The 21,961-nt window shown below is 70.0% G+C and carries 1 protein-coding gene; it reads left to right on the top strand.

Translation table 11 applies throughout. From position 1 onward, the window contains the following. Window positions 1–63 precede the first annotated feature (63 nt). Window positions 64–21,930: a non-ribosomal peptide synthase/polyketide synthase gene (locus tag BJ970_RS29475; RefSeq protein WP_184730297.1), complete on the top strand. Its 21,867-nt coding sequence runs from the start codon at window positions 64–66 to the stop codon at window positions 21,928–21,930. Window positions 21,931–21,961 lie beyond the last annotated feature (31 nt).

Here is a 21,961-nt window from a genome sequence, read left to right as displayed (position 1 = left end):
CGAAAATTGTGGTGGTTAGCCTTCGCGGGAAAGCGAGGATTGTGTTTTGAGGAGTGGGCTGGCATGAATGATCCGGCGAAGTGCGGCCTGAATGGGCATGCCACCCTGGCGGAGCTGGTCGAGCGGAGTGCGCGGCGCGCCCCGGATGCGATCGCGGTGCGCTTCGGGTCGCGGCGGCTGCGCTACCGCGAGCTCAACGAACGGGCGAACCGCCTGGCGCACCGACTGATCGCGCTCGGCGTGCGGCCGGGCGACCTGGTGGCGCTCGCGCTGCCGCGCACGCCCGAGCTGATCGTGAGCCTGCTCGCGGTGGTGAAAGCCGGTGCCGCATACCTGCCGGTCGACCCGGAATACCCGGCCGAGCGGATCGCCTTCATGCTGGCCGATTCCCGGCCCGCGCTGGTGCTGACCACCGACGAGGTCAAGCCCGTCCTCCCGCACTCCGACGCGCCGGTCGCGATCGTGGGCGAGGCAGCCGACGCGGAGCACTCGCCGTCGGATCCGGAATCGCTTGCGACACCGCACCATCCGGCATACGTGATCTACACCTCCGGTTCCACCGGACGCCCCAAGGGCGTCGTCGTGCCGCACGCTGGCGTGGTCAACCACATGTGCTGGCAGGCCGAGACGTGGGGGCTGCGCGCCGACGACCGGGTGCTGGCCCGCACCGCGATCAGCTTCGATGCGGCCGGTACCGAGATCTGGCTGCCGCTGATCGTCGGCGCTTCGCTGTGCCTGGCCCCCGCCGATGTGGTCCGCGACCCCGAGCGGCTGATCGACTTCGTCGAACACCACGAGGTGACCGTCGCGCAGTTCGTCCCCTCGCTGCTGGCCGTTGCCGCGGGCGTCGAGCTCGGGGCGCGTTCGCTGCGGCTACGTCTGGTATTCGTGGCCGGTGAGGTGCTGCCGCCCGCGTTGGCCGCTCGCGTGGTCGAGACCTGGAACGTGCGGCTGGCGCACCTCTACGGGCCGACCGAGGCGTCCATCGACGTCACGTACTGGGATTACGATCCGGCCATCGGATCCCGCCCGCTGCCCATCGGCCGTCCACTGTGGAATACCCGGGTGCATGTGCTGGACGACCGGCTGCGCCCGGTGGAGCCCGGCGAGCAGGGCGACCTCTATGTCGCGGGGATCCAGCTGGCACACGGCTACCTGCACCGGCCCGGCCTGACCGCGCAGCGGTTCCCGGCCGACCCGTACGGCGCGCCGGGCGAGCGCATGTACCGGACCGGCGATCTCGCCCGCTGGAACGGTACCGAGCTGGAGTTCCTCGGCCGCGCCGACGACCAGGTCAAGATCCGCGGCTTCCGGATCGAGCTCGGTGAGATCGAGTCGCTGCTGTCCGGCTTCACCGAGGTGGCGCAGGCGGCCGTGACGGTGCGCGAGACCCCGGCCGGGGACCGCGCCATCGTCGGCTACGTTGTGCCGCGCGCAACGATCGCGCTGGACGCTCTGCGTCGGCGAGTGGCGGCGGCCCTGCCCGAGCACATGGTTCCGGCGTCGTTCCTCGTTCTTGACCAGATGCCCTTGGCGCCCAACGGAAAGGTCGACCGGCGGTCGCTGCCGGACCCGTGGTCGGCCGTCGACGGGGGACAGGCACCGCGTGACGGGCGAGAAGCGGCGCTGTGCGAATTGTTCGCCACCGTGCTCGGGGTGGCCCGGCTCGGCGTCCACGACAGCTTCTTCGAACTCGGCGGGCATTCGCTGCTGGCCACCCGGCTGGTCACCGGTATCCGGGCCGGGCTGGCGGTCGAGGTCTCGGTCCGGGACGTTTTCGAGGCTCCGACCGTGGCGGCCCTGGCCGAGCGCCTGGCCGCCGCGGAACGGATCACCACTCCGGCGGCACCGGTCGCCGAGGACTCCGCGCTTTCGGCCGCACAGCAGGGTTTGTGGTCGCTGCACCGGCTGGAGGGACCGAGCGCCACCTACAATATTCCGCTGATCGTGCGGCTCGACGGCACGCTGGACCAGCGAGCGCTGCGCCAAGCCGTGCAGGATGTGGCCGCGCGCCACGAGACGCTGCGGACGATCTTCCCCGAAGACGACGGGCGGCCGTACCCGAAGGTCGAGCCCGCCGAGGTGGACGTCGAATTCCTCGACGTCGATGCGGCTGTGCTGGAACAGGAACTCGCCCAGCAGGCGCGTTATGCCTTCGACCTGCAGACCGAGATCCCCTTCCGGGTGCGGGTGTTGTCGGCGGGACCGCAGCGGCACGTCGTCCTGCTGCTGATGCACCACATCGCCGCAGACGGCTGGTCGGAGCGTCCCCTGGTGCGCGACCTGGCCGACGCCTACCAGGCACGCCTGGCAGGGGAGGTCCCGAAACTGCCCGCGCTGCCCACCGATTACGGCGCGGAAATGCGCCGCCGGCGCGCGGCGCTCGGCACGGAAGAGGCAACGGACAGCCCGCTGGTACGACAAACCCGATTCTGGGCGGAGCAGCTTGCGGAGCTGCCGGAACTGGTCGAGCTACCCGCCGACCGGCCGCGCCCGGCCGCCGCGACGCACCGCGGCGATGTGCTCCGGGTCCGGCTCGACGCCGAGCTGCACCGGTCGCTGGCCCAGCTCGCCAAGTCCACCGGCACCAGCATGTTCATGGTGGTGCAGGCGGGCTTGGCCGCGCTGATGACCAGGCTCGGCTCGGGCGAGGACATTCCGCTGGGCACCCCGGTGGCCGGGCGCGATTCGTCCGATGTGGACGATGTGGTCGGGTACTTCGTCAACACGCTGGTGCTGCGCACCCGGACGCACGGCGACCCGTCGTTCCGCGCATTGCTGGGCCGGGTTCGGGAGACCGATCTGGCCGCGTTCGCCAACCAGGACGTGCCGTTCGACCGGGTCGTGGAGGCTGTCAACCCGGCCCGCTCGTTGTCGCACCACCCGTTGTTCCAGGTCATGCTGACCTTCGAAACGCTCGCCGAAGCCCGCCCGCGGTTCCCGGGCGCGCGCGCCGAGGTGGACGAGGTGCCGATCGGCGTCGCCAAATTCGACCTGGACCTGCGACTGCGCGAGCATCACGGCGAGGCGGGCACGCCGGAAGGCGCCGACGGGATCATCGAGTACAGCACGGATTTGTTCGACCGCGACGGCGTCGAGTTGCTGTGGGAGCGGCTGGCCCGGATCCTGCGCTCCGCCGTCCGGAACCCGGATGCCCGGCTCACCGAACTCGACCTGCTCGCCCCGGACGAGCGCACGCATGTCCTCGGCCCCGAGCAGATCGCCGAGCAGATCACGGTGCGCGGCATCCGGTTGGATCCGGCCCGCGTGCGAGACGAACTGGCCGCGCATCCAGCAGTCCAGGACGCCGTGGTGATCGGCCTCGAAAACCGCCTGGTCGCCTACGCGGTCGCAGGGGGAGCACGGGTCGCGGACCTGCGGGGCTACCTCGAACGCCGCGTTCCGTCGTACCTGGTGCCCGCCGATTTCGTCCTGCTGGAAGCCCTTCCGCGCGATGCCGAGGGCGCCATCGACCGAGACCGGCTGCCCGCCCCGATCGCCGACAAGGCAGCGCGCGAACCGCGAACCCCGCAGGAGGCGCGGCTCGCGGAGCTGTTCGCCGAAGTGCTTGGGGTGGCCGACATCGGCGTCGACGACGGGTTCTTCGACCTGGGCGGGGACAGCATCGTCGCCATCCGGCTCGTCAGCCGCGCACGCAAAGCGGGCCTGCTGATCACGCCCCGGGACGTGTTCGAACATCGGACTGTTGCGCGGCTCGCCGCAGTCGTTGCCGAGGACACCGGCGAGACCAGTGCCGTCGCGGTCTGGGACGCGCATGGCGAGGTGCCGCTGACGCCGATCATGCGCACGTTGCTGGAGCGTGGCGGGGACATCGACGGCTACTTCCAGTCCACGGTGTTGCGCGCGCCGGCGGACATGACCGAAGAGCACCTTACCCTCGCGGTCGAGGCGGTCGTGGCGCACCACGATGTGCTGCGCATGCGCTTGGCGTCGGACAGGCTGGTCATCTCGCCGGAGGCCGGCACTGGCCCGGTGCATCGCGTGCAAGTCCGGGAGCGCGACCTCGACGAGGCAGTCGAGCGGGAGACCGCGAAGGCGCAGGCGCGGCTGGATCCGCATGCCGGGCGGATGGTGCAGGTCGTGTGGCTGGACGCGGGCAACGAGCCCGGCCGCCTGCTGGTGCTGGTGCACCACCTCGCCGTGGACGCCGTTTCCTGGCACGTCCTCAGCGGCGACCTGCGTGCCGCGTGGGAGGCGGCCCGCGCCGGGCGCCCGGTGCGGCTCGACCCGGTCGGCACGTCGTTCCGGCACTGGGCGCACGTGCTGCGTGCGGCGTCCGGATCCCGGCAGGCCGAATTGCCGATGTGGACGGGCGTGCTCGCCGAGCAGTCGAATCCGCTCGGCGAAATCAGCCTCGATAACGCTCGCGACGTGCGTGGCACCTCCCGGACGGTGACACGCGAGCTGCCGGCGGAACTGACCCGGGCGCTGCTGACCGACGTCACCGCGTCGATCCGGGGCCGGGCCAACGAGGTGCTGCTGGCGGGCTTGGCCGCCGGGCTCGCCGAGGTGCAACACCGCTGGGGCACCGGCGAATCCGCCGTCGTGGTCGAACTCGAAGGCCACGGCCGCGAGGAGATCGCCGAACGCCTCGACCTGTCCCGCACGGTCGGCTGGTTCACGAGCGCCTACCCCGTCCGGCTGGAGTCGGGGGTGCGGCGGCTGGAGGAACTGGCCGATGCCCGGACCCGCGCCCGGGTGCTCAAGCGAATCAAGGAACAGCTGCGCGGCGTGCCGGACAACGGCATCGGCTACGGCGTCCTGCGTGACTCGCTGCCCGCCTGCACTCTCAACTATCTCGGGCAGATCGGGTTCAACTATCTCGGCCGGTTCAGCGTCGGTGAGTCCACTGAGGACTGGGCGACGGTCGGCGAGGTCCTGGGCGGCGGAGCCGATGCCGGACTGCCGCTGTCCTACCCGCTGGAGATCGACGCGGTCACCGAAGATCACCCGTCCGGCCCGCGACTGAAGGTCACCTGCACCTGGGCGGGCGCGCTGCTCGACGAAGCACGCGTCGGCGAACTGCTGGAAGCGTTCTTCGCGGCGCTGCGGCTGCTCGGCGAGCAGCGCACCGGCGCCGGTCTCACCCCGTCCGATCTGCCGCTGGTATCGCTGTCGCAGAGCCAGATCGAACAGCTGGAGCAGGACGGGCCCGTCCGCGACATCCTGCCGTTGGCGCCATTGCAGGAGGGCCTGCTCTTCCATGCCCTCTACGACGATCAGGCACCGGATGTGTACGCGGTGCAAGAGGTCTTCCGGGTCGACGGCGAACTCGACGCGGCGGCGCTGCGCGAGGCTGTGGCCGGGCTGCTGCGCAGGCACGACAATCTGCGCGCCGGGTTCCGCTATTCGGGCCTGCCGCGTGCGGTGCAAGTCGTACCGGATGAGGTCGAACTTCCCTGGCATGAGGTCGATCTGTCCGATATGGACGATCAGCTCGCGGCGGTCGCCGACCTGACCGCCGCCGACCGGACCCGACGGTTCGATCTGACCAGGCCGCCGCTGCTGCGCTTCACCCTCCTGCGCCTGAGCGCGCGGGAACACCGGCTTGTGGTTACCAATCACCACATCCTGTTCGACGGCTGGTCGATGCAGTCCCTGCTCGACGAGTTGTTCGCGATCTACCGCAGCGCGGGCGGGGAGCTGCCACGGGTCACCCCCTACCGTGACTACCTGGCCTGGCTGGCGGGCCGGGACCAGAGCGCAAGCGTTGCCGCGTGGCGCGACGCGCTGGCGGGAGTCGCCTCGCCGACGCTGCTCGGTGCCGGTGGCGCGGGCAGCACCGTGGTCACCCCGGAACAGGTCATGCTCGACCTGCCCGCCGACTTCGCCGACCGCCTCCAGCAGTGGGTCCGTGGCCGGGGACTGACGCTCAACACCGTGGTCCAGGGCGGTTTCGGACTGCTGCTGGCCCGCAATCTCGACCGCGAGGACGTGGTCTTCGGCAGCACGGTCGCGGGCCGCCCGTCGGAGCTGCCGGGCGTCGAATCGATGATCGGCATGTTCATCAACACCGTGCCGGTGCGCATCCGGCTGCGCGCCGAGGAGTCGCTGGGCGAGTTGCTGGCGCGTATCCAGGACGAACAGTCCCGGCTGTTGGACCACCACTACCTCGGCCTCAACGAGATCCAGCAGCTGCTCGGCACCGGCGAGCTCTTCGACACGCTCACCGTGATCGAGAACTACCCGCACGAACCCGGCCAGTCCTGGTCCCCGGCACCCGGCATCGACATCACCGGGCTGGAAGACCACGACGCCACGCACTACCCGCTGACCCTGTCGGTGATCCCCGGGCAGACGGTGCGCCTGCGGTTCGAGTTCCGGCCCGACCTTTTCGAGCGGGCGAGCATCGAGCGGCTTTCGGCGCAGATGTTCGCGCTGCTGCGCGCGATCGTCGACGAGCCGGACCAGCGAGTCGGCGGAACCGGTGTGCTGGCCGAGGGTGAACGAATCCAGGCGGTCGGCGCGGCGGATATCGCCGTGGCACGCCAGCAGCTGGCGCGGGCGCCGCGCACTCCGCAGGAAGAGATTCTGTGCGGGCTGTACTCCGACGTGCTGGGCGTGGCCGAGGTCAGCATCGACGACAGCTTCTTCGAGCTCGGCGGGCATTCGCTGTCGGCGATCCGGCTGCTGAGCAGGCTGCGTTCGATGTTCGGCGTGGCGCTTTCGCTGCGGCACCTGTTCGAGAAGCCGACGGTCGCCGCCCTGGTCGAGGAATTCGGCACCGCGGACGACACCCGGGTGGCGCTGGAACCGTTCTCCCGGCCGGACCCGATGCCGCTGTCCTTCGCGCAGTGGCGGCTGTGGTTCCTGCACCGCTTGGAGCAGGACAGCGCGACCTACACCGAGCCGCTGCTGCTGCGGCTGTCGGGACCGCTCGACACCGAGGCGCTGCGGGCGGCGATCGCCGACGTGGTCGGCCGGCACGAGACGCTGCGCACGATCTACCCGGAGACCGACGGCACGCCGCACCAGCTGGTCCTGGACGCCGAACAGTCCATTCCGGACATCGAGTTCGTCGACGCTGATGAGGCCGGACTCGCCGAGCACCTGCGCGACCTCGGCCGCTACAGCTTCGAGCTGTCCAGCGAGCTCCCGTTGCGAGTCTGCCTATTCGCGCTCGGCGAGCAGGAACACGCGCTTCTCCTGCTGCTGCACCACATCGCCAGCGACGGCTGGTCCGATGCGCCGCTGAGCCGAGACCTTTCAACCGCGTACGCGGCGCGGCTGCGCGGCGAAGTCCCGCAGTGGCGTCCGCTGCCGGTGCAGTATGCGGACTACACGCTGTGGCAGCGCGAACTGCTCGGGGACGAGAGCGATCCGCAGAGCCTGGTTTCGCAGCAGTTGGCGTTCTGGTCGGAAAACCTCGCGGGGCTGCCGGAACGGCTGGAGCTCCCGACGGACCGGCCGCGCCCGGCCGTCGCGTCGTACCGGGGCAGCGAGGTCGAATTCGAGATCGGCGCGGACCTGCACCGCGGCCTGGTGGAACTGGCGCGGCAGACCGGAACCACGCTGTTCATGGTCGTGCAGGCCGGGCTGTCGGCGTTGCTGACCAGGCTCGGCGCGGGCACCGATATCCCGCTCGGCAGCGTGATCGCCGGCCGTTCGGACGAGGCGCTGGAAGAGCTTGTCGGTTTTTTCGTCAACACCTTGGTACTGCGCACGGACACCTCGGGACGGCCGACGTTCCGGGAACTCCTTGGCCGGGTGCGCAAGAACGACCTCGCCGCCTACGCCCACCAGGACGTGCCGTTCGAGCGGTTGGTGGAGGTGCTGAATCCGGCCCGGTCGTTGTCGCACCACCCGCTGTTCCAGGTCATGGTGCTGTTCCAGAACAACGCCGAGGCGGAGCTGGACCTGCCCGGGTTGCGCGCCAGCTTCCACGACATCGGCGCGGGATCGTCGAAGTTCGACCTGGACTTCGACTTCCGGGAGGACTACGCCGAGGACGGCACGCCGCTGGGCATGGCCGGTCTGATCGAGTACGCCACCGACCTGTTCGACCACGACACCGTGGCCGCGATGGGTCAGCGGCTGGTCCGCTTGCTGACAGCGGTGGTGGCCGACCCGGAGCGCCGCATCGACGACATCGACCTGCTTTCGGCCACCGAACGCCGCGCACTGCTGCCGGCTGCGCAGGACAGCAACGTCGAGGCCACCACGATTCCGGCGCTATTCGAAGCGCAGGCGCACCGGACCCCGCACGCCACGGCGCTGGTCTTCGAGCACCATCGCCTGACCTATGCCGAGGTCAACGCGCGAGCCAATCAACTGGCGCGGGTGCTTGTCGAGCACGGCGTTTGTGCCGAGAGCGTCGTCGCGCTGGCGCTGCCACGCTCGGCCGAGCTCGTCGTGGCACTGCTCGCGGTTCTCAAGGCGGGCGGCACGTATCTGCCGGTGGATCCCGGCTACCCTGCGGACCGGATCGAATTCATGCTCTCCGACGCCGCGCCGACGATCCTGCTCACCGACGCGGCGAGCACCCTGGACACCGACGTGCCCCGCCTCGTGCTGGACGACCTAGACCTGCCCGGCCGGGACGCGAGCGACCTCGGCGACATCCGGAGCGTGTGCCCGGACAACGCGGCCTACATCATCTACACCTCCGGCTCGACCGGCCGCCCGAAGGGCGTGGTCGTGCCGCACCGCAACGTGCATCGCCTGCTCGCCGCCACCGACCACTGGTTCGGCTTCGGTGAACGGGACGTGTGGACGCTGTTCCATTCGTATGCCTTCGATTTCTCCGTGTGGGAGCTGTGGGGCCCGCTGCTGCACGGCGGCTGCCTGGTCGTGGTGCCGCACGTAACCAGCCGCTCGCCCAAGGAGTTCCTGGAACTGCTGGTCCGCGAAGGGGTCACGGTCCTCAACCAGACCCCGTCGGCGTTCTACCAGCTCGCCCAGGCCGATCGGGAAAACCCGGAGCTGGGTGACCGGCTGGCCCTGCGGCAGGTGATCTTCGGCGGCGAGGCACTCGAACCCGCCAAGCTGGAGGGCTGGTACGAACGCCACGCCGAGGACGCGCCGCGGCTGGTGAACATGTACGGCATCACCGAAACGACGGTGCACGTCACCTATTTTCCGCTGGAATCCGCGCACCTCGCCGACCCGTGCAGTCCGATCGGCGAAGGCATCCCGGACCTCGGGTTGTATGTGCTCAACGACGCTTTGCAGCCGGTGCCGCCCGGAGTGTCCGGTGAGCTGTACGTGTCCGGTGCCGGGTTGGCGCGCGGATATCTCGGCCGGGCCGGGCTATCGGCACACCGGTTCGTCGCCGACCCGTTCGGCCGACCCGGCTCCCGGATGTACCGCAGCGGCGATCTGGTGCGGTGGAACAACAAGGGCGTGCTGGAATACCTCGGCCGGGCCGACGACCAGGTCAAGATCCGCGGCTTCCGGATCGAACTGGGCGAGATCGAGGCGCAGGTGCTGGCGTACCCGGCGGTGGCCCAGGCCGCGGTGATCGTCCGGGAGGACAAGCCCGGCGACAAGCGCCTGGTCGGCTACGTCGTCTCCGCCGAAACGATCGATCCGGGCGATGTGCGGCGTCGGGTCGCAACGGCGCTGCCGGAGTACATGGTGCCCTCGGTCGTGGTGCAGCTGGACTCGTTGCCGTTGACCGCCAACGGAAAGCTGGACCGCAAGGCGCTGCCCGCCCCGGACCTGTCCGCGCTGGCCGGTGGCCGCGCCCCGCGCAACCAGCGCGAGGAGATCCTGTGCGGGCTGTTCGGGGACGTGCTGGAGGTCTCCGGGGTCGGCATCGACGACAGTTTCTTCGACCTCGGCGGCCACTCGCTGCTGGTCACCAGGCTGGTCAGCCGTATCCGTTCGGCCTTCGGCGCGGAGCTGCCGTTGCGCGCGCTGTTTGAGACGCCAACGGTCGCGGGACTCGCCGAGCGCCTGGACGGCGCGGAGGGCGCGCGAGTGGCGCTGCGGCCGATGCCGCGTCCGGAACGGATGCCGCTGTCGTACGTGCAGGAGGGCCTGTGGTTCTTGTCGCGGCTGGAAGGCCCCAGCGCGACCTACAACGTGCCGCTGGTCCTGCGGCTGACCGGCGATCTGGACATCGCCGCCCTGCGCTCGGCCTTCGCTGACGTCGTCGCGCAGCACGAGTCGCTGCGGACGCTTTTTCCGGAGCACAACGGCATTCCGCACCAGGTCGTACTGGCGCCGGAGCAGGCGCGGCCGGTGCTTGAAGTGGTCGAGATCGACGAAGCGGAGCTGGCGGAGGCACTGCGCGAGGCGTCGAGGTACCACTTCGACATCACCGCCGAGCTGCCGATCCGCGCGTCGCTGTTCTGCTTGGGCGGCGACAGATACGCGTTGTTGCCCCTGATGCACCACATCATCAGCGACGGCTGGTCGGAATCGCTGCTGGGCAACGACCTCGCCACCGCCTATGCCGCTCGTAGGCGCGGCGCGGCACCGGTGTTCGAGCCGCTGCCGGTGCAGTACGCGGATTACACGCTGTGGCAGCGGGAACTGCTCGGCGAGGTGGACGACCGGGACAGCGCGATCAACCGGCAGATGGCGTTCTGGGCCGAGGCCCTGCGCGGCCTGCCGGAGAAGATCGAGCTGCCGACCGACCACCCTCGCCCGGCGGTGGCGACCTACCTCGGCGACGAGGCACCGTTGCGCCTGGACGCCGAGCTGCACCGGGCCATCGACGAGGTGGCGCGCAGCACGAACACGACGCAATTCATGGTGATCCAGGCCGGTGTCGCGGCGTTGCTGACCCGGCTGGGGGCGGGGACCGACATCCCCATCGGCACGCCGGTCGCGGGTCGCACCGACGAGGCGCTGGAGGACCTGTTCGGGTTCTTCGTCAACACGCTGGTGATGCGGACCCGGACGCACGGCGACCCGTCGTTCCGCGAATTGCTGGACCGGGTCCGGGAGACCGACCTCGCGGCGTTCGCGCACCAGGATGTGCCGTTCGAGCGGATCGTGGAGGCGGTCAACCCCACCCGGTCGTTGTCACACCATCCGCTGTTCCAGGTGATGCTGACCTTCGAGAACTTCGACGAGGTCGAGGTCGAGCTGCCCGGGCTGGAGGTGGAACTCGACGACGTCGTCGCCGGGGTGGCGAAGTTCGCGATGGACATCCGGTTGCAGGAGCGTTACGCCGCAGACGGCGCGCATGCCGGAATCGTCGGCGAGATCGAGTATGCGACCGACCTGTTCGACCGCAGCACGATCGACGCCTTCGGCGAACGCCTGCTCCGGCTGTTGCGCAGCGCCACCGCCGACCCGGATCGCTGCCTTGGCGACCTGGATGTCCTGGCAGCCTGGGAGTTCCCGGCCGAGGGCACCCGGCGGCTGGTGCTGGACGAAGCGCAGCGCCCGTTGCCGCCGGGCGTGGTCGGCGAGCTTTACCTGGCCGGCGAGAACGGTCTGGTGGCCACCGGTGATCGCGCCCGCCGCCGGGGCGACGACATCGAGATCGTCGCTCGCAAGGGGCGCTGGGTGCGGGTGCGCGGGATCGATGTATCCCTCGACGAGGTCGAGCGCATCCTGTCCGAGGCCGCGCCGGTCGCGGTGACTATCGACGCCGACGGGCAGGTGAACGCCTACACCACCGATCCAGTCGCGGTCGGCGCGCACGCCGAAGCCGCGCTGCCGGAATACCTGGTGCCCTCGCGTTACCTTACGCTCGAAGCGATTCCGGTGGACGCGGCGGGGGAGACCGACTACGCGGCGCTGCCCGCGCTGTCGCGCCGCCCGGACCGCAAGGGGCCGCGTTCGCCGCGCGAGGAGATCCTGTGCGGGCTGTTCGGCCAGGTGCTCGGCCTGGATCGCGCGGTGTCGGTCGACGAGAGTTTCTTCGAGCTGGGCGGCCAGTCGCTGTCCGCGATCCGGCTGCTCAGCCGGATCCGTTCGGCCTTCGGGGTGCAGCTCTCGGTGCGGGCGCTGTTCACCGAGCCCACGGTGGCCGGTGTCGTCGGACGCCTCGACGAGGCGGCGGCCACGCCGCGTGTCCCGCTGAGCGCCAAACCGCGCCCCGAACGGATCCCGCTGTCGTTCGCGCAGCAGCGGCTGTGGTTCCTGTCCCGGTTGGAAGGGCCCAGCGCCACCTACAACGTGCCGCTGGTCCTGCGGCTGACCGGCGAGCTCGACCCGGTCGCTCTGGAGTTGGCGATCGAGGACGTCTTCAACCGGCACGAGAGCCTGCGCACGATCTTCCCCGAGGTGGACGGCGAGCCGCACCAGCTCGTGGTCGACACCTTCCCGGGGCTGCGTGTCGTCGAAGTCGCGTCCGAGGGACTGGACGCGAAGCTGGCCGAGGAGTCGCGGCATAGCTTCGACTTCACCGCGGAATGCCCGTTGCGGGCCACGTTATTCCAGGTCGGCGAGCGCGAGCACGTACTGCTGCTGTTGCTGCACCACATCGCCACCGACGGCGGCTCGGAGGAGCCGTTCGCCCGCGACCTGTCCAGGGCCTACGCCGCGCGGCGGCAGGGCAGCGCCCCTGAGCTTCCGCCTCTTCCGGTGCAATACGCCGACTACACGCTGTGGCAACAGGATCTGTTCGGCAGCGAAGACGACCCGGACAGCTTGGTGTCCAAGCAACTCGCGCACTGGCGGCAGGCGCTGGCCGACCTGCCGGACCATCTGGAACTGCCCACCGACCGGCCCCGGCCCGCCGTTGCTACCTACGAGGGCGACGAGCTCAACTTCGTCATTCCGGCCGAGCTGCACGCGGATCTGCTGGAGCTGGCGCGCAAGACCGACACGACGCTGTTCATGCTCGTGCAGGCGGCGCTGGCCGCGCTGCTGACCCGGCATGGCGCGGGTACCGACATCCCCATCGGCACGCCGGTCGCCGGGCGGTCCGACGAGGCGTTGGAGGACCTGGTCGGCTTCTTCGTCAACACCTTGGTGCTGCGCACCGACACGGTCGGCGACCCGACGTTCCGGGAACTGCTCGGCCGGGTCCGGGAGACCGACCTGTCCGCGTTCTCGCACCAGGACGTGCCGTTCGAACGGCTCGTGGAGGAGCTGAACCCGCTTCGCACGCTCGGTCATCACCCGCTGTTTCAGGTGATGATGGTGTTCGAGAACGACGCCGAAAGCAGCTTCGCCATGCCGGGGTTGCGGGCGGAGTTCCTTGATGTGGACATGTCCGCGGCCCGGTTCGACCTGACCTTCCACCTCCAGGAACGCGCCACCGCAGACGGCGCCCCCGCCGGCGTCGGCTGCGACCTGGAGTTCGCGGTCGACCTGTTCGACCGGGCGACCGTGGAGAAGCTGTCGCAGCGCTTCCGGAAGCTGCTCGAAGCGCTCGTCGCCGACCCCGATGCGCGTCCGAGCGAGGTCGAGTTGCTCGACGACGAGGACCGGGCCATCGTGCTGCCCCCGGTCGTCGCCCCGGAGCGGTCCGGCGAGATCGCGGTCGTGGGCGTTGAACCTTCCATTGTGGAGGGTGGCGTCGCGCCGCCGGAGGACCTGTCCGGTAGCGCCTCGGACCTGCTCGGCTGGCTGGACTGGGACGAGATCGAGGAAGTGGTCCTTTCCCGCGAACTGTTCGACCAGGTGTGCCGGGTGGCGCTGGAGCAGGAGTTCGTGCCCGAGAAGCTGACGCGGGTCGTCGGCTTCGGCTCGGACGGGCCCGCTGAGCTCGCCGCCTTCCGGGAGCGCTTCCCCGCCCTTGCGGTCGAATTCTGGCGTGGCTGGCCGGAAACCGGAGTCGCCACGATCGGCGAGCGGGGAGCCGAACGACCCGCGCCTGGGGCGGCGGTTTACGTGCTCGACGAACAACTCCGGCTGGTGCCGCCTGGCGTCTTCGGCGAGGTCTACGTCAGTTCCGCCGACCTCCGTGACGGCGTCGAGAACCCCTTCGACACGGCCGGTTCCCGGATGTTCCGGACCGGGGAGCGCGCCCGGTGGCGCAACAACGGACTGCTGGAATTCCACGTCGAGGAGCTGGCGACCGAGGTGGTGCACGAGGACCGCCAGCTCACACCCGAGGAAGGTACCCTGCGCGCACTGTTCGCCGAGGTCCTTGGCATCGACGAGATCGGCCTGCACGACAACTTCTTCGCCTTCGGCGGCCACTCGCTGCGCGCCACGCGGCTTATCGGCCGCATCCGCGCCGCCTTCGGCGTGGAGGTTCCGGTGCGGGCGGTCTTCGAATCGCCGACCGTCGCGGGGTTGGCCGCCCAGCTCTCCGGCGTCGGCGACGCCCGCCCGGCATTGGGCCGGATGCCGCTGCCGGAGCGGGTTCCGCTGTCGTTCGCGCAGCGGCGGTTGTGGTTCCTCTACCGCCTCGACGGTCCGAGCCCGACCTACAACATCCCGCTGGTGCTGAAGCTGTCCGGCTCGGTGGACGCCGCGCAGTTGCGCCTGGCGTTCGCCGACGTGGTGGCCAGGCACGACAGCCTGCGCACTCTTTTCGTCGAGACCGACGGCGTGCCGCACCAGGTGGTCGTGGACCGCGAGCCGGCGTTCGAGTCGGTGCCGACGACGGCAGTGGACGCGGATCTGGTCGAGGCCGCGCGGTACTCCTTCGATCTCGGCACCGAGCTGCCGGTCCGGGCGACGTTGTTCGGCGAGGACGACACCACGCACACGCTGCTGGTGCTGCTGCACCACATCGCCGCCGACGGCGCTTCGACCGAGCCACTGCTGCGCGATCTCGCGGCGGCCTACTCCGCCCGCATCGGCGGTGGCCTCCCGGATTGGGAGCCGTTGCCGGTGCAGTACGCGGACTACACCGTGTGGCAGAGCGAACTGCTCGGCGACGAGGAGGAGCCGAGCAGCCTCGCCACCGCGCAGGTGGACTTCTGGCGCGAGCGGCTGGCGGGCATCCCCGACCGGCTCGACCTGGCCACCGACCGGCCACGCCCAACCGTCGCGTCCTATCGCGGCGGCGCAGTCGACATCCGGTTCGACGCCGATCTGCATCGGTCCATTGTGGAGCTTGCGGCGGCTCGTGGGGTGACGGTGTTCATGGTGTTGCAGGCCGGTTTGGCTGCGGTGTTGTCGCGGTTGGGTGCGGGTACGGACATCCCGATCGGTACTCCGGTGGCGGGTCGTTCGGATGCGGCGCTGGAAGATTTGGTCGGGTTCTTCGTGAACAACCTGGTGCTGCGCAACGATTTGTCCGGTAATCCGGCCTTCGATGAGTTGTTGGGTCGGGTGCGGGAGACGAACCTGGCGGCGTATGCGCATCAGGATGTGCCGTTCGAGCGGTTGGTGGAGGTGCTGAACCCGGCCCGCTCGTTGTCGCACCACCCGCTGTTCCAGGTCATGATGACCGTGCACGACTCGGGGGCCGACGATCGCGGCATGCCGGATCTGCGCGCGGAAGTGGAGGGCCTGGACACCGGCTCGGTCACGATGGACCTGTCGCTGGAACTGCGGGAAACCTTCGACGCGACCGGCAACCCGGATGGCATCGAGGGCGACCTGGAGTTCGCCGCCGACCTGTTCGACCCGAGCACGGCGGCGGCCATCGTCGAGCGCTACCAGCAATTGCTCCGCGAAGCCATCGGGGCCCCGCAGCGCGCCATCACCGAACTGGAGGTGCTTTTCAGCCGCGAGCAGGAGCAGCTACTCGCCTGGAACGACACGCATCGCGCCGTTGCCGACGAGACGTTCGCGCAGCTGTTCCAAGCCCGTGCGCAGGAACGGCCGGAGGCGACCGCGCTCGTCACCGCAACGCAGCGGCTCAGTTACCGGGAGCTCGACCAGCGCGCCAACCGGCTGGCCAACCACCTGCTCGGTATCGGTGCGCACGCCGAGACGATCGTGGCGGTGGCGCTGCCCCGGTCGCCGGAACTGCTGGTGACATTGCTGGCCGTGGCGAAGGCCGGTGCGGCGTACCTGCCGATCGACCCGACCCACCCTGCGGAACGGCTGACGCACATCCTGCGCGACGCCGTCCCCGCGATCCTGGTGACCGATCAGAACACCCAGGTACCTGCGCCGGACGCCACGCAGCGGCTGGTCCTCGACACGGTGGATCTCGCCGCGGAAAGCCCGGAAGACCCTGCTGTGGTGGGTGATCCGCAGCACCTCGCGTATACGATCTACACCTCCGGCTCTACGGGCCGCCCGAAGGGCGTGCAGGTCACGCGGGCCAACCTGGACAACTTCCTGGCGTCCATGCGCGAGGACACCGGGCTGACCGGCGACGACCGGATGCTCGCGGTCACCACCGTGTCGTTCGACATCGCCGCGCTGGAGTTGTACCTGCCGCTGGTGGTTGGGGCGTCGGTCGTCCTCGCCGACGAGGACACCGTGCGCGACCCGCGCGCCCTCGCCGCACTGATCGACCGGACCGGCGTCAGCCACGCGCAGGCCACGCCGTCGCTGTGGCAGGCGATGGTGCTCGACGCGCCGGAGCGCCTGCGCGGCCTGCATATCCTGGTCGGTGGCGAGGCGCTGCCGGCGGCGCTGGCCGATCAGATGCTTGAACTCGGCGCCCAGATCACGAACCTCTATGGCCCGACCGAGACCACGATCTGGTCGGCCGCCGCACCGATTGACCACGTCGATGGCGCGCCGCCCATCGGTCGACCGATCTCGAACACCACCGTGCACGTCCTGGACGCCAACCTGCGTCCGGTCCCGGTCGGCGTGCTCGGCGAGCTCTACATCGGCGGCCACGGTGTCGCGCGCGGTTACGCCAACCGAGCCGGCCTGACCGCCGAACGGTTCATCGCGGACCCCTTCGGCGCTCGCGGGCAGCGGCTGTACCGGACCGGAGACCTCGCCCGCTGGCGCAAGGACGGCACGCTGGAATACGTCTCCCGGGCCGACGATCAGGTCAAGGTGCGCGGGTTCCGCATCGAACTGGGCGAGATCGAGGCATGCCTGGCCGAGCACCCCGATGTCGCACGGGTCGCGGCGGCGGTGCGTGGTTCGGACTCCGACAAGCGCATCGTCGCCTACCCGGTGCCGGAACCCGGCGCGGTGCCAGACATCGGCGCGCTTCGGGAGTTGGCGCGTCGGCGGCTGCCCGAATACATGGTGCCCTCGGCGTTCGTGGTGCTAGACGAACTGCCGTTGACGCCGAACGGCAAACTGGACCGCAAGGCGCTACCAGAACCGGACTTCTCCGGCACCGGCCGGGCACCGCGCAACCACCGCGAGGAGGTCCTGTGCGGGCTGTTCGCCGAGGTGCTGGGTGCCGGTGAGGTCGGCATCGCGGACGGATTCTTCGAGCTGGGCGGCCACTCGCTGCTGGCGACCCGCCTGATCAGCCGGATCCGGGCGGAGTTCGGCGTCGAACTGCCGATCCGGGAACTGTTCGTCAACCCGACCGTCGCGGGCCTGGCGGGCGTGCTGGACGCGGCGGGTGGCGCGCGTTCGGCGCCGGTCGCCGGACCTCGCCCGGCGCGGGTGCCGCTGTCGTTCGCGCAGTACCGGCTGTGGTTCTTGCACCGGCTCGAAGGGCCGAGCGCGACCTACAACATGCCGTTCGTGCTGCGGATTTCCGGTCGGCTGGACGCCTCCGCGCTGCGCGCGGCGTTCCATGACGTGGTGGGCAGGCACGAAAGCCTGCGCACCGTATTCCCCGACGCCGACGGCACGCCATATCAACTCGTGCTGGCAGCGGAGGAAGCGGCGGCCGAGTTCACCGTTCGCGAGGTCGCGCCCGAGGAGGCCGAGCGCGAACTGGCGAACGCCGCGCGGTCGACCTTCGAGATCGGCTCCGAACTGCCGATCCGCGCCACGCTGTGGCGAATCGGGGCCGATGAGCACGTCTTGTTGCTGCTGATGCACCACATCGTCGGCGACGGTTGGTCGCAGGGACCGTTGCTGCGCGACCTGTCCGAGGCGTACGAGGCCCGCCATGACGGCCGCGCCCCGCAATGGACCGAACTGCCGGTGCAGTACGCGGACTACACCCTGTGGCAGCGGGATCTGTTGGGTTCCGACGAGGACCCGACCAGCGTGCTGTCCCGGGAGATCGAGTTCTGGCGGGCGAACCTGGCCGGCCTCCCGGATCGAATCGAGTTGCCCACCGATCACCCGCGCCCGGCGGTCGCCTCGCATCGCGGCGACCTGATCGAATTCACCTTCGACGCCGATCTGCATCGGTCCATTGTGGAGCTTGCGGGGGCTCGTGGGGTGACGGTGTTCATGGTGTTGCAGGCCGGTTTGGCTGCGGTGTTGTCGCGGTTGGGTGCGGGTTCGGATGTCCCGATCGGTACTCCGGTGGCGGGTCGTTCGGATGCGGCGCTGGAGGATCTGGTCGGGTTCTTCGTGAACAACCTGGTGCTGCGCAACGATCTTTCGGGCAATCCGTCGTTTGATGAGTTGTTGGGGCGGGTGCGGGAGACGAATCTGGCGGCGTATGCGCATCAGGATGTGCCGTTCGAGCGGTTGGTGGAGGTGCTGAACCCGGCCCGGTCGTTGTCGCACCACCCGCTGTTCCAGGTCCTGCTGGACCTCCAGGACAACGGCGGCGACGTGCAATTGGCCGGGCTGCCCGCCGAGGTCGAAGGCGCCGAAACCGGCGTGGCCAAGTTCGACCTCTCCTTCAGCCTCGAAGAGGGCGCCGACGGTGTCGAAGGCATCGTCGAGTACGCCACGGACCTGTTCACCCGCGATACGGTGCGGACGATCGTCGAGCGCTTCGAACGGCTGCTCACCGCCGTCGTGGCGGACCCGGGCCACCGCATCGACGACGTCGACCTGCTCGGTGCGGCCGAACGCGACCGCATCCTGACCGAGTGGAACGACACCACCCATCCGGTCGAGCCGCGCACCTTCCCGGAGCTCTTCGCCGACCAGGTACGCCTGCGGCCGGACGCACCGGCGGTGGCGTTCGAGGACATCACCCTCGACTACGCCGAACTGGACCGGCGCGCCAACCAGCTGGCGCACTGGCTGATCACGCGCGGTGCCGGGCCGGAACGACTCGTCGGCGTCGCGCTGCCGAGGTCGGCCGAGCTGGTGGTCACCCTGCTGGCGGTGCTCAAGACCGGGGCGGCGTACCTGCCGATCGACCTTTCCTATCCGCCGGAACGCATCGAGTACATGCTCGGCGACGGCCGTCCCGAGTTCGTCATCACGGACCTGGCCAGCGCCGATTCCCTCGCCGACACAGGTGTTCGGCTGGTCGTCCTGGACGGCGCGGACACCTCGGCGGCAGTGCCCGGGATGCCGACCACCGAAATCACCGCCGCCGACCGAGGAGCGTTGCCCCCGGCCGCTGCGGCGTACGTGATCTACACGTCGGGCTCGACCGGCCGCCCGAAGGGCGTGGTCGTGACGCATGGCGGCATCGCGAGCATGCTGACCGCCCAGCGCGAAACCCTTGGTGTGGACGGCACCAGCCGGGTGCTCCAGTTCGCGTCGCTGAGCTTCGACGCGGCGGCCTGGGAAATGTGCATGGGCCTGCTGTCCGGGGCCTGCCTCGTGCTGGCTCCCGCACACCGGCTGCTGCCCGGCGACGCGCTCGCCGAACTCGTTGCGCAGCAGCGGATCACGCACCTGACGCTGCCGCCGACAGCGCTCGGCGTCCTGCCCGACGATGCGCTGCCGCCGGGTACGACGCTGGTCGTCGCGGGCGAAGCGTGCCCGCCGGCACTGGTGGGGAAGTGGTCGCCGCAGCGGCGGATGATCAACGCCTACGGGCCGACGGAGACCACGGTGTGCGCGACGATGAGCGCGCCGCTGTCCGAGGAGATCGCGCCGCCCATCGGCCGCCCGATCACCAACGCCCGGGTGTACGTGCTGGATGCCGGATTGCGCCCGGTGCCGCCCGGGACCATCGGCGAGCTCTACGTCTCGGGTGCCGGGCTGGCGCGGGGCTACGAGAGCCGCGCCGGGCTGACCGCGCAGCGGTTCGTCGCCAACCCGTTCGGTGCGCCGGGCGAGCGCATGTACCGGACCGGCGACCTGGCGAAGTGGACCCCGGACGGCGAGCTGGAATACGCTGGTCGCGCCGATCACCAGGTGAAGGTGCGCGGTTTCCGCATCGAGCTCGGAGAGGTCGAGGCCGCGCTGGGCCGGCATCCCGGCGTCGCCCACAGCACCGCTCTGGTGCGGGAGGACAGTCCCGGGGACAAGCGCCTGGTCGCCTACGTCGTGCCCGAGGGCGATCGCCCGGAGCCATCCGAGCTGCGTGCGCTTGCCGCGAACGGGCTGCCCGATTACATGGTGCCGTCGGCGTTCGTGCTGCTCGATGAGTTGCCGCTGCTGCCCAACGGCAAGGTGGACCGCAAGGCGCTGCCCGCGCCGGACTTCACCGTCGGCTCGGGCACGGCACCTCGGACCCGGCGCGAAGAAATCCTCTGTGGACTCTTCGCGGAGATCCTGCGAGTGCCCTCGGTCGGCATCGACGACGGGTTCTTCGAACTCGGCGGGGACAGCATCCTGTCCTTGCAGCTGGTGTCGCGGGCCCGCCGGGAGGGCCTGATCATCGGCCCGCAGGAGGTGTTCCGTTGCCGCACCGTCCGCAAGCTGGCGGCGGTCGGCGCGGAGGAGCAGGTCGCGGAGGAGGCCGGTGCCGGCGTCGGGGAGTTCCCCGCGACACCGATCATGCACTGGCTGCGCAAGCACACCGAGCACTTCGCGGGCTTCAACCAGTCGATGCTGCTCAGGGTTCCCGCCGACCTCGGTGCCGAGCGGCTGGCCACGGCGGCGCAGGCACTGCTGGACACCCACGATGCGCTCCGGCTTCGCCTGAACCCCGGCTGGCGGCCGGAAGTGCTGCCGCCAGGCGCGATCCACGCCGCCGACCTCATCGAGCGGGTCGACGTCGCGGGGCTTGGCGAGGCTGCGCTCACTGAGGTTGTCGCCAGGCGCGGCGACGCTGCTCGTGACGGGTTGTCCCCAGCGGACGCGGTGGTGGTGCGGTTCGTCTGGTTCGACGCCGGACCGCGAGCGGCCGGGCGGCTGCTGGTAATCGTCCACCACCTCGCTGTCGACGGGGTGTCGTGGCGCATTCTCCTGCCGGACCTCGCGGTCGCGTGGCACACCGGCGGCAGCGGGATCGAACCGGTGCGAACCTCGGTTCGCCGCTGGGCACAACGCCTGGTTGACGAGGCAGCACGCCAGGAACGCATGCGCGAACTCCAGCTGTGGAAGAACGTGCTGGGAACGCCGGGGACCGGTCCGCAACCGGGAACGGGTCCGCAGTCGGGAACCGACGTCGCGGAACTGGACATCGCACTGTCCACAGCGGACACCGAAGCGCTGCTTACGACGGTGCCAGCCCGATTCCACGCCGGAATCGACGATGTGCTGCTGATCGCGCTTGCCATCGCCGTGCTGCACGTCCGCCGCGCCGACCGCGACCCGGGGACGGCCGTGGTGGTCGACGTCGAGTCGCACGGCCGGGAGCCGGTTGTGGACGGCGACCTGTCGCGCACCGTCGGCTGGTTCACCAATCTGCACCCGGTGCGCCTCGATCCGGGACCGGTCCGCACCGACGAACTACTCACCGGCTCGGCCGCGCTCGGCCAGGTCGTCAAGCAGCTCAAGGAACAGCTCCGCGAGATCCCGGACAACGGCATCGGCTACGGCCTGTTGCGCTACCTCAACCCGCAGACCGGCGAAGAACTGGCCGGATATCCGGCGCCGGAAATCGGTTTCAACTACCTGGGCCGGTTCCCGGGCGGGTCCGAGGAACACGACTTCGCGGTCGCCGACGACCTGCCCGTGCCGTCCGGGCGTGACCCGCGGATGCCGTTGCCGCATGCGGTCGAGGTCAACGCCAGCACCGAGGACAGCGCCGACGGACCACGCCTGACCGCGACTTGGACGTGGGCGACCTCGCTGGTCGACCGGTCCCGCGTCGCGGACCTCGCCGACTGCTGGGCGGCGGCGCTGCGTGCGCTGGTCCGGCACGTCGCGGACCCGAACGCGGGCGGGCACACCCCGTCGGACCTGTCGCTGGACACCTTGACGCAGGACGAGATCGACGAGCTCGAAGCTGAGCTGGGGCTGGAGTGACCGCCCACAACAACGAAGAACGAACCGACTG

The sequence above is a fragment of the Saccharopolyspora phatthalungensis genome (assembly GCF_014203395.1).
Lineage (GTDB): Bacteria > Actinomycetota > Actinomycetes > Mycobacteriales > Pseudonocardiaceae > Saccharopolyspora > Saccharopolyspora phatthalungensis.
The sequence above is the reverse complement of the archived record's forward strand: the minus strand, read 5'-3'. Positions and strand labels throughout refer to the sequence as shown.

Bases quoted from the DNA above. Each gene is read 5' to 3' on its own strand.
- BJ970_RS29475 (WP_184730297.1), top strand. From the start codon at position 64: ATGAATGATCCGGCGAAGTGCGGCCTGAATGGGCATGCCACCCTGGCG.